13 protein-coding genes, 1 pseudogene and 1 riboswitch are annotated in these 14,698 nt (G+C 40.1%); of the genes and pseudogenes, 13 read left to right on the top strand and 1 reads right to left on the bottom strand.

Going from position 1 to position 14,698, the window contains the following annotated elements:
• The first annotated feature begins 127 nt into the window (after positions 1–127).
• The 9 genes from typA (at position 128) to pyrE (ending at position 10,642) form a co-directional block, all read left to right on the top strand.
• On the top strand, positions 128–1,969 hold the full coding sequence (typA, locus tag I2H52_RS04725) for a translational GTPase TypA (protein ID WP_195594483.1): 1,842 nt from the start codon (positions 128–130) through the stop codon (positions 1,967–1,969).
• Between the two features lie 20 nt (positions 1,970–1,989).
• A complete protein-coding gene (locus I2H52_RS04720; RefSeq protein ID WP_000262659.1) occupies positions 1,990–2,244 on the top strand; it encodes a DUF3165 family protein in 255 nt (84 codons plus the stop codon).
• A gap of 431 nt (positions 2,245–2,675) precedes the next feature.
• Positions 2,676–4,697 (top strand): bacteriocin-associated integral membrane family protein, encoded by a 2,022-nt coding sequence (locus I2H52_RS04715; protein ID WP_195594480.1) that lies wholly within the window; start codon positions 2,676–2,678, stop codon positions 4,695–4,697.
• A 1-nt stretch (position 4,698) separates the two neighbouring features.
• Entirely contained in the window at positions 4,699–5,340 is a 642-nt protein-coding gene (locus tag I2H52_RS04710) for an ABC transporter ATP-binding protein (RefSeq protein WP_000571283.1), read from the top strand.
• 103 nt (positions 5,341–5,443) lie between these two features.
• Positions 5,444–6,796, top strand: coding sequence for a UDP-N-acetylmuramoyl-L-alanine--D-glutamate ligase (gene murD, locus I2H52_RS04705; RefSeq protein WP_195594477.1), 1,353 nt, complete (start codon positions 5,444–5,446; stop codon positions 6,794–6,796).
• A 1-nt stretch (position 6,797) separates the two neighbouring features.
• A complete protein-coding gene (locus I2H52_RS04700) occupies positions 6,798–7,856 on the top strand; it encodes a UDP-N-acetylglucosamine--N-acetylmuramyl-(pentapeptide) pyrophosphoryl-undecaprenol N-acetylglucosamine transferase (protein ID WP_000724804.1) in 1,059 nt (352 codons plus the stop codon).
• A gap of 9 nt (positions 7,857–7,865) precedes the next feature.
• Positions 7,866–9,029: a cell division protein FtsQ/DivIB gene (locus I2H52_RS04695; RefSeq protein ID WP_195594473.1), complete on the top strand. Its 1,164-nt coding sequence runs from the start codon at positions 7,866–7,868 to the stop codon at positions 9,027–9,029.
• A 245-nt stretch (positions 9,030–9,274) separates the two neighbouring features.
• Positions 9,275–9,970, top strand: a complete 696-nt coding sequence (gene pyrF / locus I2H52_RS04690; protein WP_000333213.1) for an orotidine-5'-phosphate decarboxylase — start codon at positions 9,275–9,277, stop codon at positions 9,968–9,970.
• A gap of 39 nt (positions 9,971–10,009) precedes the next feature.
• Positions 10,010–10,642, top strand: coding sequence for an orotate phosphoribosyltransferase (pyrE, locus tag I2H52_RS04685; protein WP_000170887.1), 633 nt, complete (start codon positions 10,010–10,012; stop codon positions 10,640–10,642).
• Between the two features lie 50 nt (positions 10,643–10,692).
• Here the strand turns inward: pyrE and I2H52_RS04680 are convergent, their stop codons facing one another.
• Positions 10,693–11,316, bottom strand: coding sequence for a cysteine hydrolase (locus I2H52_RS04680; RefSeq protein ID WP_000483067.1), 624 nt, complete (start codon positions 11,314–11,316; stop codon positions 10,693–10,695).
• A 253-nt stretch (positions 11,317–11,569) separates the two neighbouring features.
• Between I2H52_RS04680 and I2H52_RS04675 the strand changes: the two genes are divergently transcribed.
• The 4 genes and pseudogenes from I2H52_RS04675 to lctO all read left to right on the top strand — a co-directional run bounded on the left by I2H52_RS04675 (position 11,570) and on the right by lctO (position 14,369).
• Positions 11,570–12,130, top strand: a complete 561-nt coding sequence (locus I2H52_RS04675; protein WP_061587814.1) for a TetR/AcrR family transcriptional regulator — start codon at positions 11,570–11,572, stop codon at positions 12,128–12,130.
• Positions 12,131–12,461: 331 nt separating this feature from the next.
• Positions 12,462–12,746, top strand: coding sequence for a hypothetical protein (locus tag I2H52_RS09805; protein WP_158077646.1), 285 nt, complete (start codon positions 12,462–12,464; stop codon positions 12,744–12,746).
• 5 nt (positions 12,747–12,751) lie between these two features.
• A pseudogene (locus I2H52_RS09800) lies at positions 12,752–13,072 on the top strand (XRE family transcriptional regulator); the annotation flags it as partial.
• Positions 13,073–13,232: 160 nt separating this feature from the next.
• Positions 13,233–14,369, top strand: coding sequence for an L-lactate oxidase (gene lctO / locus I2H52_RS04660; protein WP_195594468.1), 1,137 nt, complete (start codon positions 13,233–13,235; stop codon positions 14,367–14,369).
• Positions 14,370–14,517: 148 nt separating this feature from the next.
• A riboswitch (TPP riboswitch) is annotated at positions 14,518–14,606 on the top strand.
• Positions 14,607–14,698: the final 92 nt, after the last annotated feature.

The following is a 14,698-nucleotide window of genomic DNA, read 5'->3' as shown; positions in this document are numbered from 1 at the left end:
GAAAGAGTTGCCTTAACTAGAAAAGCGGAGTGAAAACATTTACACTTACTTGAATTATGTTATTTACTTGAAAATATGGTATAATTGCTCAGTTAGAAAATAAATTTTAAATATTATAGAGGAAATCATGACAAAATTAAGAGAAGATATCCGTAACGTAGCCATTATTGCCCACGTTGACCACGGGAAAACAACCCTCGTTGATGAATTATTGAAACAATCAGAAACGCTTGATGCACGTACTGAATTGGCAGAGCGTGCTATGGACTCAAACGATATCGAAAAAGAGCGTGGAATTACCATCCTTGCTAAAAATACAGCCGTTGCCTACAACGGAACTCGTATCAATATCATGGACACACCAGGACACGCGGACTTCGGTGGAGAAGTTGAGCGTATCATGAAAATGGTTGACGGTGTTGTCTTGGTCGTAGATGCCTACGAAGGAACCATGCCACAGACTCGTTTCGTATTGAAAAAAGCCTTGGAACAAGACCTTGTTCCAATCGTGGTTGTTAATAAAATCGATAAACCATCAGCTCGTCCAGCAGAAGTAGTGGACGAAGTCTTGGAACTTTTCATCGAGCTTGGTGCAGATGACGACCAGCTTGACTTCCCAGTGGTGTATGCTTCAGCTATCAACGGAACTTCTTCCTTGTCAGATGATCCAGCGGATCAAGAAAAAACAATGGCGCCAATCTTTGACACCATTATCGATCATATCCCAGCTCCAGTAGACAACTCAGATGAGCCTTTGCAGTTCCAAGTGTCACTTTTGGACTACAATGACTTCGTAGGTCGTATCGGTATCGGTCGTGTCTTCCGTGGTAGTGTGAAAGTTGGGGACCAAGTTACCCTTTCTAAACTAGATGGTACAACGAAGAACTTCCGTGTAACAAAACTCTTCGGTTTCTTTGGTTTGGAACGTCGTGAAATCCAAGAAGCTAAAGCAGGTGACTTGATTGCCGTATCAGGTATGGAAGATATCTTTGTTGGTGAGACGATTACACCGACAGATGCAGTTGAGCCTCTTCCAATCCTTCACATCGATGAGCCAACCCTTCAAATGACCTTCTTGGTAAACAACTCACCATTTGCGGGTAAAGAAGGTAAATGGGTGACTTCTCGTAAGGTAGAAGAACGCTTGCAAGCAGAATTGCAAACAGACGTTTCCCTTCGTGTTGACCCAACTGATTCACCAGATAAATGGACTGTTTCAGGACGTGGAGAATTGCACTTGTCAATCCTGATCGAAACCATGCGTCGTGAGGGGTATGAACTTCAAGTGTCTCGTCCAGAAGTTATCGTAAAAGAAATCGATGGTGTTAAATGTGAGCCATTTGAACGTGTGCAAATCGATACTCCAGAAGAATACCAAGGATCTGTTATCCAAAGCCTTTCTGAACGTAAGGGTGAAATGTTGGATATGATTTCAACTGGTAATGGTCAAACTCGTTTGGTCTTCCTAGTTCCAGCGCGTGGTTTGATCGGATACTCAACTGAGTTCTTGTCAATGACTCGTGGTTACGGTATCATGAACCATACCTTCGACCAATACTTGCCATTGATTCCGGGTGAAATTGGTGGACGTCACCGTGGTGCCCTTGTTTCTATCGATGCTGGTAAGGCTACAACTTACTCAATCATGTCTATCGAAGAACGTGGAACAATCTTTGTCAACCCAGGTACTGAGGTTTACGAAGGAATGATTATCGGTGAAAACTCTCGTGAAAATGACTTGACAGTTAATATCACCAAGGCTAAACAAATGACCAACGTTCGTTCAGCTACCAAGGACCAAACAGCGGTTATCAAGACACCTCGTATCTTGACGCTTGAAGAGTCTCTTGAGTTCTTGAATGACGATGAGTACATGGAAGTAACGCCTGAGTCAATCCGTTTGCGTAAGCAAATCCTCAACAAGGCAGAGCGTGAGAAAGCCAACAAAAAGAAAAAATCAGCTGAGTAACAGCTAGGAAAGAGATAAAGATGGTCTATTTAATCATAGGGATACTCTTATTACTACTCTATGTATTTGCGACACCCCAAAGTATCAAAGGAACAGTCAACATCGTTATCTTGGTCTTTGTAGTTGTTGCACTCTTGATTTTGCTGATGTTGTCCATCTTGCAAATCTTCCAATTACCGACAGAATTCTTTGTCACAATCGCCATGCTTGCCCTTGCCTACTTTAGCTTGAGAGATATTACACTCATGCCTGTAAAAAAGGGTAAAAGAAGATAAATAGAAAGAGAGCTGCGGCTCTCTTTTTCGATTTAAAATAAGATTTTTAAGACTTTCCTTAGGTGATTACGGACGGTAGCGACTTTCTTCGAAATTCCATACCTAAACTTTGAGCCTATAGTCTCAAAGTTTCCGAATGCCTGAAATCTATTGTTTTCAGGCATTTTTATCACAACGGAAAGTCTAAGATTCCGTTTCTTGCAAAAAGGAATAAACCTAAAAATATTTTGTTCAAGTGAGTTTTTTTCCACATTTTAAGAGCTCTATATTGTTATAGAAGTTTAAAAAGTTAGTCCAAAAAAATATAATTATATTTTGCTAAAATCTATTGACAATTTATCATAATGGTGATAAATTTGTGATAATAGAAACCGATTTCATACTCTGAAATCTTACCTCCTGAAATCAATTTTCACCACAAGGAGTCTACTATGAAGAAACTATTCATATTATTATCAACTTTTTTTCTCAGCTTCTTCCTTGCTTGGATTATTGTCCTACGTGCGCCACAATATTTATATGCAAGCTATGATTCCGTTTCTTTGCTTCGTGTCAAAAAAGATACTCAGGAACCGACGCGTGAGGTATTTGAACAGGAATTGGAGAAGTTTGTAAACTCAGAACAGAGTTTAATAGCTAGAAGAATCGTAGAGCCGAGTAAGGATGGGACGACTCACTTTACTTATGCAACTTATGGTAAGGGAACATTACCAAAAGAATTCCAAGAAGCTAGCCAAGAAAGTCGTGAACGTAGTGATCCACTAAATAGTTATCTCATTTTATCAGGCTCCTTGACGAAAGAAAAGCTAGCCGATAAATTAGGAGATTTGGGTTATAAAGCAATTCCTGACCGAAAGACACCGCCCTATACTCTTGCTTTTAGAATGTTACTAATTCCCCTTATTTTAATTAGTTTAGCGATATTTGGCTTATCTTTCTTTGCTCTGGTGATTATTACTCGGATTAAGGAAATGAGAGCAGCAGGTATAAAACTCTTTTCTGGTCAGACTCTCTTATCCATCATGGGGCATTCTTTATCTACTGATATCAAATGGCTCCTTCTATCAGCCCTCCTTTCCTTCCTAGGTGGGGGAGTCGTTCTTTTTAGTCAAGGTTTGTTTTATCCTATCTTGTTAGCTACCTATGGTTTTGGGATTAGTTTCTATCTGTTGTTTTTATTGGCGATTTCAATTTTACTAATGCTTCTTTATCTAATGAGTTTGAGTTACAAAGCATTAGTTCCTGTTATTAAGGGAAGATTACCCCTTAAACGCTTGATGACTTTAACCCTATTGTGTCAGTTAGTAGCTGTTTTTACAGTAGGCTACGCTGTTAAGACAGGTTTGACGTCTTACCAACGATTGAAAGAACTTGAAATTTCAAAACAAGCATGGAAGGATAGAGCAGACTATTACCAGATTTCTTTTGGCTTAGGTGATAGAGTAAAAGATACAGAAAATCAGAGCAAGTGGTATGCCTTTGCCAAGGAAGCAATCGAAGAAGAACAGGCTCTATTTGTAAAAGATAATCTCATTCATTTTGCAAATCCTCAAGGAAAAAATGAAAAAGGGGAAACACTGGATACCTATAGTCCAGATGCTAATGTTCTCTATGTCAGTCCAAGTTATTTGGACAAGGAAAATGTGTCTGTCAATAATGAGACTAGACAGAAACTAGCTCATCTTCAGAAAGGGGAATTTGGACTCTTATTACCAGAATCTCTTCGTTCACAGGAAGCAGAACTTAAGAAAGTTTTTGAAGAACGTTTGAACTATTACGGAAAATCAAGCGAGGATAAAGACGCTCCTTTAGAGTATGAAATGAGAGCGATTGTTAGCTATCTTCCAACAGGAGAAAAACGATTTGTTTATAATAACGGTGAAAGCCCGGTATCCATCCAGTACTTAACTGATCCGATTTTAGTTGTGTTTACTCCGACATCTACAGGTGATAGTTTCATTTCAAAATCTATTTGGTCTATCAATGCTGGAAAGCAACTCTTTATCAAAGGATATGAGAGTGGCCTATCTCTCTTGAAGGAAGCTGGAATTTATGAGCAAGTATCTTATCTTAAAGAAGGAAGAAGTGTTTATCTAACTCGTTATAATGAAGTGCAAACTGAAACAGCAACTTTAATCTTAGGAGCCATTGTGGGGATAGCTAGTTCCTTGTTACTCTTTTATTCTGTCAATCTTCTATATTTCGAGCAATTCCGTCGAGATATCTTGATTAAACGAATTTCAGGTTTACGATTTTTTGAAACGCATGCTCAGTATATGGTTAGTCAATTTGCCAGTTTTGTATTTGGTGCTAGTCTCTTTATTTTACGCAGTAGAGACTGGGTAATTGGCTTACTCACTTTATTAGTCTTTCTAGTTAGTGCAGTTCTGATGCTTTACCGTCAAGCGCAGAAAGAATCTCGTGTTTCTATGACAATTATGAAAGGAAAATAGGATGATTGAACTAAAGAATATATCTAAAAAATTTGGAAGCCGTCAGCTATTTTCAGATACTAATCTTCATTTTGAGGGTGGGAAAATTTATGCCTTAATCGGTACAAGTGGCTGTGGTAAGACAACACTCTTGAATATGATTGGACGATTAGAGCCATATGACAAAGGGCAAATCATCTATGATGGCACTTCTCTTAAAGACATTAAGCCCTCTGTTTTCTTTAGAGATTACTTGGGATATTTATTTCAAGATTTTGGCTTAATTGAAAGCCAAACCGTCAAAGAGAATCTCAATCTGGGTTTAGTTGGTAAAAAGTTGAAAGAAAAAGAGAAAATCTCTTTGATGAAACAAGCTCTAAATCGTGTAAACCTATCCTATTTGGATTTAAAGCAACCTATCTTTGAATTATCAGGAGGAGAAGCACAACGTGTTGCACTAGCGAAGATAATTTTAAAGGATCCGCCTTTGATTCTCGCAGATGAACCAACTGCGTCGCTAGACCCCAAAAACTCTGAGGAATTACTTTCTATCCTAGAATCTTTAAAAAATCCGAATCGGACCATTATTATTGCGACCCACAATCCTCTTATTTGGGAACAAGTGGACCAAGTAATTCGAGTTACCGATTTATCACATAGATGATAAGAGAACATTAAGTTAGAAGAAAGAGTCACAAATACACTTTGTGGCTTTTTTATTTCCATAAAAATGGTAAAATAGTAGGAGTAGAAATGGAGTTTGAGACATGAAAGTAATCGATCAATTTAAAAATAAGAAAGTCCTTGTTTTAGGTTTGGCTAAGTCTGGTGAGTCTGCAGCCCGTTTGTTGGACAAGCTAGGAGCTATTGTGACAGTAAATGACGGCAAGCCTTTTGAGGAAAATCCTGCTGCTCAAAGCTTGCTGGAAGAAGGAATCAAGGTTGTCACTGGTGGGCATCCTTTGGAATTATTGGATGAAGATTTTGCTCTGATGGTGAAAAATCCAGGTATCCCGTATAGCAATCCCATGATTGAAAAGGCATTGGCAAAGGGAATTCCAGTCCTGACTGAGGTGGAATTGGCTTATTTGATCTCAGAAGCGCCAATTATCGGTATCACAGGTTCAAATGGGAAAACAACCACAACGACTATGATTGGGGAAGTTTTAACTGCTGCTGGTCAACATGGTCTCTTGTCAGGGAACATCGGCTATCCTGCCAGTCAAGTGGCTCAAACTGCAACGGCTAAGGACACGCTTGCCATGGAACTTTCTTCTTTCCAACTGATGGGTGTTCAAGAATTCCATCCTGAGATTGCGGTTATTACCAACCTCATGCCCACTCATATCGACTACCATGGTTCTTTTGAGGCCTATGTGGCAGCTAAGTGGAATATCCAAAATAATATGACAGCAGCTGATTTCCTTGTCTTGAACTTTAACCAAGACTTGGCAAAAGAATTGGCTACTAAAACACAAGCCACTGTTGTTCCATTTTCAACAAAGGAAAAGGTTGATGGAGCCTATCTTGCAGATGGTCAACTCTATTTCCGTGGCGAAGTGGTCATGGCAGCTGATGAAATCGGAGTTCCAGGTAGCCACAATGTGGAGAATGCCCTTGCGACTATTGCTGTAGCCAAGCTCCGAGGTGTAGACAACCAAACGATTAAGGAAACTCTTTCATCCTTCGGTGGTGTTAAACACCGTCTCCAATTTGTGGATGAAATTCAGGGTGTTAAATTCTATAACGATAGCAAGTCAACCAATATCTTGGCTACTCAAAAAGCCTTGTCAGGATTTGACAATAGTAAGGTTATCTTAATCGCAGGTGGTTTGGACCGCGGCAATGAGTTTGACGAATTGGTGCCAGATATTACTGGGCTCAAGAAGATGGTTATCCTCGGTCAATCTGCAGAACGTGTCAAACTGGCAGCGGATAAGGCTGGTGTGGCTTATGTAGATGCGACAGATATTGCTGATGCGACCCGCAAGGCTTATGAGCTCGCGACTCAAGGAGATGTGGTTCTCCTCAGTCCTGCCAATGCTAGCTGGGATATGTATGCTAACTTTGAAGTACGTGGCGACCTCTTTATCAACACAGTAGCGGAGTTAAAGGAATAATATGAAAAAAATTGTCTTTACAGGTGGGGGGACGGTTGGACACGTCACCCTCAACCTTTTGTTAATGCCTAAGTTCATCGAAGACGGCTGGGAAGTCCACTATATCGGGGATAAACACGGAATCGAACACCAAGAAATTCTCAAGTCAGGCTTGAATGTGACCTTTCACTCCATTGCGACTGGGAAGTTGCGTCGTTATTTCTCTTGGCAAAATATGCTGGACGTGTTTAAAGTTGGTTGGGGAATTGTCCAATCCCTCTTTATCATGTTACGACTGCGTCCACAGGCTCTTTTTTCAAAAGGAGGATTTGTCTCTGTACCGCCGGTTATCGCAGCGCGAGTGTCAGGAGTGCCTGTCTTTATTCACGAATCGGACCTGTCTATGGGCTTGGCCAATAAAATTGCCTATAAATTCGCAACTAAGATGTACTCAACCTTTGAGCAGCCTGTTAGTCTTGCAAAAGTTGAGCATGTGGGAGCAGTGACCAAGGTAACAGGCCAAGAGGCGCCAGAACCAGACGAATTGGTGAATATCCAAACCCACTTTAATCCTAAATTGCCAACGGTATTGTTTGTTGGTGGTTCTGCAGGAGCTCGTGTATTTAACCAATTGGTGACTGATCATAAGCAAGAACTGACAGAGCGCTACAATATTATCAATCTCACTGGAGATTCTAGCCTCAATGAGTTGAGTCAAAATCTCTTTCGTGTTGATTATGTGACGGATCTCTATCAACCCTTGATGGAGATGGCAGATGTGGTGGTGACGCGTGGCGGTGCCAATACGATTTTCGAACTCTTGGCCATGGCAAAACTCCATCTCATCGTACCATTGGGTCGTGAAGCAAGTCGAGGAGACCAGATTGAAAATGCAGCCTATTTTGTTAAGAAAGGCTATGCAGAAGAACTTCAAGAAAGTGACTTGACCTTGGAAAGTTTGGAGGAGAAACTCAGTCACTTGCTTAGTCACAAAGATCAATACCAAGCTAGCATGAAGGCTTCGACTGAATTGAAATCTCTTGCAGATTTTTACGATCTATTAAGAAAAGACCTAGCATAAGGAATATCAATGTCAAAGGATAAGAAAAAAGAATCAAACCCCAAGCAAGAATTGTCTGAATGGCAGAAACGAAACCAGGAATACCTGAAGAAGAAGGCTGAGGAAGAAGCTGCCCTAGCTGAAGAGAAGGAAAAGGAAAAACAAGCTCGTAAGGAGGCCAACTCGAAACTACTGGAGGAATCCAAGAAATCATCGAGTGAGTCAGTTGAGGAAGCCTCAAGTCCAAGCAATGAACCATCCGAAAAAGAAGAAAAATCTCAAAAGGATGCCCCTAAAGTCAAAGAGGAAAAAGAGAAGAAGAAAAAAGAAAAACCCAAAAAACCAGAGAAACCAGCCAAGCCTAAAATTGCGCCTGTTCATATTTGGCGAGCTGTGAGTATCTTGGTACCCAGTGTCCTGGTCCTTCTTCTTTCAGTCTATCTATTGACTCCACTTTCGACCATCAAAAATATCGAGGTTAAGGGAAATAGTAACACGCAGGCAGATGACATCAAACAGGCTTCTGGGATTCAAGATAGCGACTATACTTTAGCTCTATTGTTGGATAAGGAAACATACGCTGAGCGAATCAAGTCCAATCATTGGATAGAATCAGCGAAGATTAACTATCAATTTCCGACTAACTTTACGATTGAGGTCAAGGAATTCGATATTGTCGGTTATTATGTGTCTGGTGAAGAACATTATCCTATTCTGTCTAGTGGTACAGTAGAGTCAACTCCTGTTGATCGCTTAAACTTGCCTGAGACTTATCTGACAGTTACCTTTAACGATGAGCAGCAGGTGAAAAAGCTGATAACAGGATTGTCTACCATCAGTGAGGATATCAAGAGTCAAATCCAGAAAATCGAATTAGCGCCGAGCAAGGCAACAGCAGATCTTTTAAAAATTACCATGCTGGATACAGATGAGATTTTGGTTCCCCTATCAGAATTGAGCAAGAAATTGCCTTATTACAGCAAAATCAAGCCACAATTGTCTGAACCGAGTGTAGTCGATATGGAAGCTGGAGTATACAGCTATACGATAGCGAATAAATTGATAGAAGAGGCTGAGGAAAAAGCCAAACAAGAGGCTAAGGAAGCTGAGAAGAAAAAACAGGAAGAAGAAAAGAAAAAACAAGAAGAACAAGGAAATCAAAGCCAAACGAGCCAGCAATCACAGAGTCGTTAGACTAACTTTTCCTCTTGGTTTTGAATGGTATAGAAGTCTAGTTTCGAGTTTTTGCTTGACAAGTCCTACTATAAATAATAGAATAGAAAAAAACCTTTAAAGCAGTCCAGAGAGGCAGCTAAGGTTAGACGGTGAAAGGGTGGAGACTACCCATTTTTCGTGGAACCTTGCTGTTGGCAGGTTCCTTTTTTCGTGGTTTATTTTTGACCATACTCTCTTGCTCGTAAAGGTAAAAGGAGAAAGGTATGTGTGAACATCGTCCAGTTATTGCTCTTGATTTTCCTATTTTTGAGGCGGTCAAGGAATTTTTATCTCTTTTCCCAGCAGAAGAAAGTCTTTATTTAAAAGTGGGAATGGAGCTTTATTATGCGGAAGGTCCAGAAGTTGTCCGTTATTTGAAGTCACTAGGGCATAGTGTCTTTTTGGACCTCAAGCTACATGATATTCCCAATACAGTCAAATCGGCTATGAAGGTCTTATCTCAGCTTGGTGTGGACATGACCAATGTTCATGCTGCTGGTGGTGTGGAGATGATGAAGGCTGCGCGTGAAGGTCTTGGAAAAGAAGCAAAATTGATTGCTGTCACTCAATTGACTTCAACTTCTGAAGAACAAATGAGAGACTTTCAAAATATCCAAACCAGTCTTCAAGAATCGGTCATTCACTATGCCAAGAAGACAGCTGAAGCGGGCTTGGATGGTGTCGTTTGCTCAGCTCAGGAAGTGCAACTCATCAAGCAGGCCACCAATTCAGATTTTATCTGTTTGACACCGGGAATCCGTCCAGCGGGAGCTGCGGTTGGAGACCAAAAACGTGTCATGACGCCAGCGGATGCTTATCAAATCGGTAGTGACTATATCGTAGTGGGACGTCCCATTACCCAAGCTGAGGATCCTGTTGCAGCTTATCATGCTATCAAGGATGAATGGAACCAAGACTAAAATTAAAGAAATAGATTATAAAAACAAAAGGAGAAGACTATGACACTTGCTAAAGATATCGCTAGCCACCTCTTGAAAATTCAAGCCGTTTACCTCAAACCAGAGGAGCCTTTCACTTGGGCATCTGGTATCAAATCGCCGATTTATACGGACAACCGTGTGACGCTTGCCTATCCAGAAACTCGTAGCTTGATTGAAAATGGTTTTGTGGAAGCTATTAAAGCAGAATTTCCAGAAGTAGAAGTGATTGCAGGAACAGCGACAGCAGGGATTCCACACGGAGCTATCATCGCTGACAAGATGAACTTGCCTTTTGCCTACATCCGTAGCAAACCAAAAGACCACGGAGCTGGTAACCAAATCGAAGGTCGTGTGGCTCAGGGGCAAAAGATGGTTGTTGTTGAAGACCTCATTTCAACTGGAGGGTCTGTTCTTGAAGCCGTAGCAGCTGCTAAACGCGAAGGAGCAGATGTGCTTGGAGTTGTAGCGATTTTCAGTTATCAATTGCCAAAAGCCGATAAGAATTTTGCGGATGCTGATGTGAAATTGGTGACACTTTCTAACTACAGCGAACTCATCCACCTAGCCCAAGAAGAAGGTTACATTACGCCAGAAGGACTCGACCTCCTAAAACGCTTTAAAGAAGACCAAGAAAATTGGCAAAACGCCTAAAACATAGAAAATCAGGTAGTCACTAGGATTACCTGATTTTGTTTTTAATACTAAAGTTGAGCGATAACTTCCTCAGTTGTCAAAACTTGGTTGGCAATGTAGCCGTAGTTTGTTAGTGCAGCTTGGTAGGCTTCTTCACCTGGAGCACCGACAGCATCGTTAACAACAATGACATTGTAGCCTAATTCTATGAGTTCACGCATGTGTGAATCCACGCAGAGATTAGCATTCATACCAGCCAAGATGACGGTGTCGATACCATTTTTGCGGAGTTGAAGGTTAAGGTCGTTGCTTTCTGGGCCAAAGATTTTATGTCCGTTGACAACAATAGTATCTTCATCCAAAAATGGTTTAATCTCTTCAATCATATCTGCTCCAGAGCCTTCTGGAATTGCTGAATACTGGCTATCACGCCAAAACATTTCGTTTTCAATCATCATCGTTTCACCAGCAGCTTTAAATTGCCACTTGTGATCGTGTGGATAGAAGTAGTGCGGTGAGATAAAACGCTTGTAGCCACGCTCTTTAGCAAGAGCGAAAAGCTTTGTCAGATTTTCAATAGTATTAACTTTTTCAAGAACGTCTTTAGTTGCTCCGAATCCTTTACCAGTAGATTTTAGGAATTCAACTTGTGGGTCTGTGATAACAAATGCGACATTTTTCTGATTGAACATGAGGTTCCTCCTAATATGATTTGATTAACAGCCAATAGGAATTTAGACTGTTAGTTTGATGATTTTCCAAATGGTAGTTTTAGTTATATACTGACCGTTCGGTACAATTATAATAACATCTAGAATTGAATTTGTAAATCAATTTGCTCAGAACAAAAATTTTAATGATAAAACAGTGGCAAAAGGAGGTGGTTTCAATGGTTTGGTCTCAGACTCTGAATATGCTATAATAGGAAAAAAGAGAGGTGAGCAGATGAGCGTTAAAGAGCGTATTTTACAAAGTGCTGAGGAATTGATTTATCAGAAGGGTTATGTGGCCACCTCCATCAGTGACATCATGGAGGCGGCTGATGTTGGCAAGGGGCAGCTTTATTATTATTTCAAATCTAAGAAGGAAATTGGTTTGACGGTCATTCAAGATATTTTAGCAAATTGGCGAAAAGAGCTTTTTGAAGAGATTTTTGAAGCAGACAAGTCTGACAGTGACAAGTTTTCGGATATGATTGACTGGGTTTGTCAATTTCATGAAAGTCAGACGGTCTTTTATGGTTGCCCAATTGGTAATCTGATTGTGGAATTGTCCACAGAAGATGAGAACTTCCGCTGTCCTCTCAATGATTTTATGACCCAGTGGACAGAGAAGTTAGCCAGCCTCTTGCAAGACCTGCATGCTGACTGGTCAGAAGAGCGGGCGCAGTTGCAGGCCCGTCAAGTCATCTCCAGTATTCAAGGCAGCATTGTCATTCTCAAAGTCAGCCAAGACATCCAAGTTTTGGAAAATAATATGACGGATTTGAAAAAGAATTATTGTTAATTTTTAGCCGAAGAATTAAAAGTATGTTAATTTATGGATTGTGGTTAAGAGGTAAGAATGACAACAGATATTAAAACTGAAATTGGTCATAGAGTAAGACAGGAACGTGAACGTCACAAATTGACGAGAGAAGAGGTCTGTGGACAGAAGCTGACTTAATAATCAAACAGCTGATGCGTACTGAGCTTGGGCAACCCTTGCCAACAATTACTAAGTTACAATATTTATTTAAGCGATTAGAAGTTCCGATAGATACTTTTCTTGAAAATAAAGAACTAGCTCTTCCTGAGGAATACTTTAAGATAAAGTACCGTATCATGAAGTCTCCAGTATAGTATATGGAGATTCCAAGCGTATTACGGAAAAACTAACTTTAATTGAGGAAGTTTATAATTGTTACGGTGACATCCTTCCTGAAGAAGAGTTGCTGAGTCTAGACTTGATTGAAAGAATATTAGGCTTGATAAGAACAGGGACAGGTAGTTTCGCTGAAGATATTTTTGATGATTATTTTAAGCAAGTAACACTAAAGCAAGTTTACACATTCAATGATTTACTATTAATTGATTATTTTGCTATGCAATGTCAAGACTTGATTTATAGAAGAGAGCATTAGATGATTTTCGGATTAAGTTGTTGAAACAGCAATTAGTTAGTGATGAAATGTATAATGTAGAGCTACTATCAGTTCTTTGTGCCATAGCGGGTGTTTATGTTGTTCGTAATGACTATAAGCATATGATATCTCTAGTAAAAAAGATGAATGAAATTTTATCAGTAACAATGTTGCAAGTCTATAAACCTGGAATTTCAGTATTTGAAGCTAAGTGCTATCTTTATTTTGAAAATGATAAAAATAAAGCAAAGGAACTTTATCACTCAGCAACTATACTAGCTGAACAATTTGATGATAAAGTATTAGAAAATGAAAAGATTATTTGAATTTCCATAACTTAAGAAAGTTCATCATTTTTAATTATCGCTGTAAAATGATTGAAAGTATGAAATTTCCAAACAAAATATTTGAAAAATTTTGAAAAAAGAGTTAGAATATTTTTTGTAATATACAAAGTAAACGCTTACTTATCAAGGAGGACATTTTATGTCATACAAAACAAGCAATGCAGAAGGTCATGTAGATTTCATCAATACCTATGATTTGGAGCCAATGGCGCAACAAGTTATTCCTAAAGCAGCATTTGGTTATATCGCTAGTGGGGCGGAAGATACTTTTACTTTACGTGAGAATATTCGCGCCTTTAACCACAAACTCATCGTTCCTCATACTCTTTGTGATGTTGAAAATCCAAGTACAGAGATTGAATTTGCAGGTGAAAAATTGTCTTCACCAATCATTATGGCGCCTGTTGCGGCTCATAAATTGGCAAATGAACAGGGTGAAGTGGCGACTGCGCGTGGTGTACATGAGTTCGGTTCCCTCTATACAACTAGCTCTTACTCAACTGTAGACCTTCCAGAAATTACGGAAGCCCTTCAAGGGACACCTCACTGGTTCCAATTCTACTTTAGTAAGGATGACGGTATCAACCGCCACATCATGGATCGTGTGAAGGCTGAAGGTTATAAAGCGATTGTCTTGACAGCAGATGCGACTGTAGGAGGCAATCGTGAGGTGGACAAGCGTAATGGTTTTGTCTTCCCAGTTGGCATGCCGATTGTTGAAGAATACCTGCCAGAAGGTGCTGGAAAATCAATGGACTTTGTTTACAAATCAGCCAAACAACGCTTGTCTCCACGTGATGTAGAATTTATCGCTACATACTCAGGACTTCCTGTCTATGTCAAGGGGCCACAATGCCGTGAGGACGTTGAACGCTCACTCGCTGCTGGTGCCTCTGGTATCTGGGTAACCAACCATGGTGGCCGCCAAATCGACGGTGGGCCAGCTGCCTTCGATTCACTTCAAGAAGTAGCTGAAGCAGTTGATAAACGTGTGCCAATTGTCTTTGACTCTGGTGTTCGTCGCGGTCAGCACGTCTTTAAAGCCTTGGCTTCAGGAGCAGACTTGGTAGCTATTGGCCGCCCTGTGATCTATGGCTTGGCTCTTGGTGGTAGTGTGGGTGTACGTCAAGTCTTTGAACACTTGAATGCAGAATTGAAGACAGTCATGCAGTTATCTGGAACTCAGACTATTGAGGATGTCAAACATTTCAAACTCCGTCATAACCCATACAACCCAACCTTCCCAGTTGACCCTCGTGACTTAAAATTGTATTGATAAAGAAGATTACCTCCACTTGATGTGGAGGTTTTTCTTCGTGTATAGAAAGATTCAATCGTTATCAGAAACTATATAAATATATTTTTCAGTCAAAGTTCTTGCTAGGGCTTTCAAATTCTGTTATACTGGTCCAGTAATTAAATAATAAAGACATTTGGGGTGCTTTAGGCTGAGATGATACCCATTGAACCTGATACAGTTAAGACTGGCGAAGGGAAATGTGAAAAGGTTTTTTTCGTATGTCGAAATGAACTGTCTAATCTTGTAAGGTAAACTCTAATTCTCGTTTGTAATTGGAGTTTTTTTGTTTATCAAAAGAGGATAGG

Origin of the sequence: Streptococcus oralis (assembly GCF_015561235.1) — a bacterium.
In the GTDB taxonomy this organism is placed as follows: Bacteria; Bacillota; Bacilli; order Lactobacillales; family Streptococcaceae; genus Streptococcus; species Streptococcus oralis_BK.
This window is presented reverse-complemented; position numbering and strand designations above follow the sequence as displayed.

Excerpts from the sequence above, each read along its gene's own strand:
- lctO (WP_195594468.1), top strand. The coding sequence starts at position 13,233 with ATGTCATACAAAACAAGCAATGCAGAAGGTCATGTAGATTTCATCAAT.
- I2H52_RS04700 (WP_000724804.1), top strand. The coding sequence starts at position 6,798 with ATGAAAAAAATTGTCTTTACAGGTGGGGGGACGGTTGGACACGTCACC.
- I2H52_RS04715 (WP_195594480.1), top strand. The coding sequence starts at position 2,676 with ATGAAGAAACTATTCATATTATTATCAACTTTTTTTCTCAGCTTCTTC.
- I2H52_RS04675 (WP_061587814.1), top strand. The coding sequence starts at position 11,570 with ATGAGCGTTAAAGAGCGTATTTTACAAAGTGCTGAGGAATTGATTTAT.
- I2H52_RS04720 (WP_000262659.1), top strand. The coding sequence starts at position 1,990 with ATGGTCTATTTAATCATAGGGATACTCTTATTACTACTCTATGTATTT.
- I2H52_RS04680 (WP_000483067.1), bottom strand. The coding sequence starts at position 11,316 with ATGTTCAATCAGAAAAATGTCGCATTTGTTATCACAGACCCACAAGTT.
- murD (WP_195594477.1), top strand. The coding sequence starts at position 5,444 with ATGAAAGTAATCGATCAATTTAAAAATAAGAAAGTCCTTGTTTTAGGT.
- I2H52_RS04710 (WP_000571283.1), top strand. The coding sequence starts at position 4,699 with ATGATTGAACTAAAGAATATATCTAAAAAATTTGGAAGCCGTCAGCTA.
- I2H52_RS04695 (WP_195594473.1), top strand. The coding sequence starts at position 7,866 with ATGTCAAAGGATAAGAAAAAAGAATCAAACCCCAAGCAAGAATTGTCT.
- typA (WP_195594483.1), top strand. The coding sequence starts at position 128 with ATGACAAAATTAAGAGAAGATATCCGTAACGTAGCCATTATTGCCCAC.
- pyrE (WP_000170887.1), top strand. The coding sequence starts at position 10,010 with ATGACACTTGCTAAAGATATCGCTAGCCACCTCTTGAAAATTCAAGCC.
- pyrF (WP_000333213.1), top strand. The coding sequence starts at position 9,275 with ATGTGTGAACATCGTCCAGTTATTGCTCTTGATTTTCCTATTTTTGAG.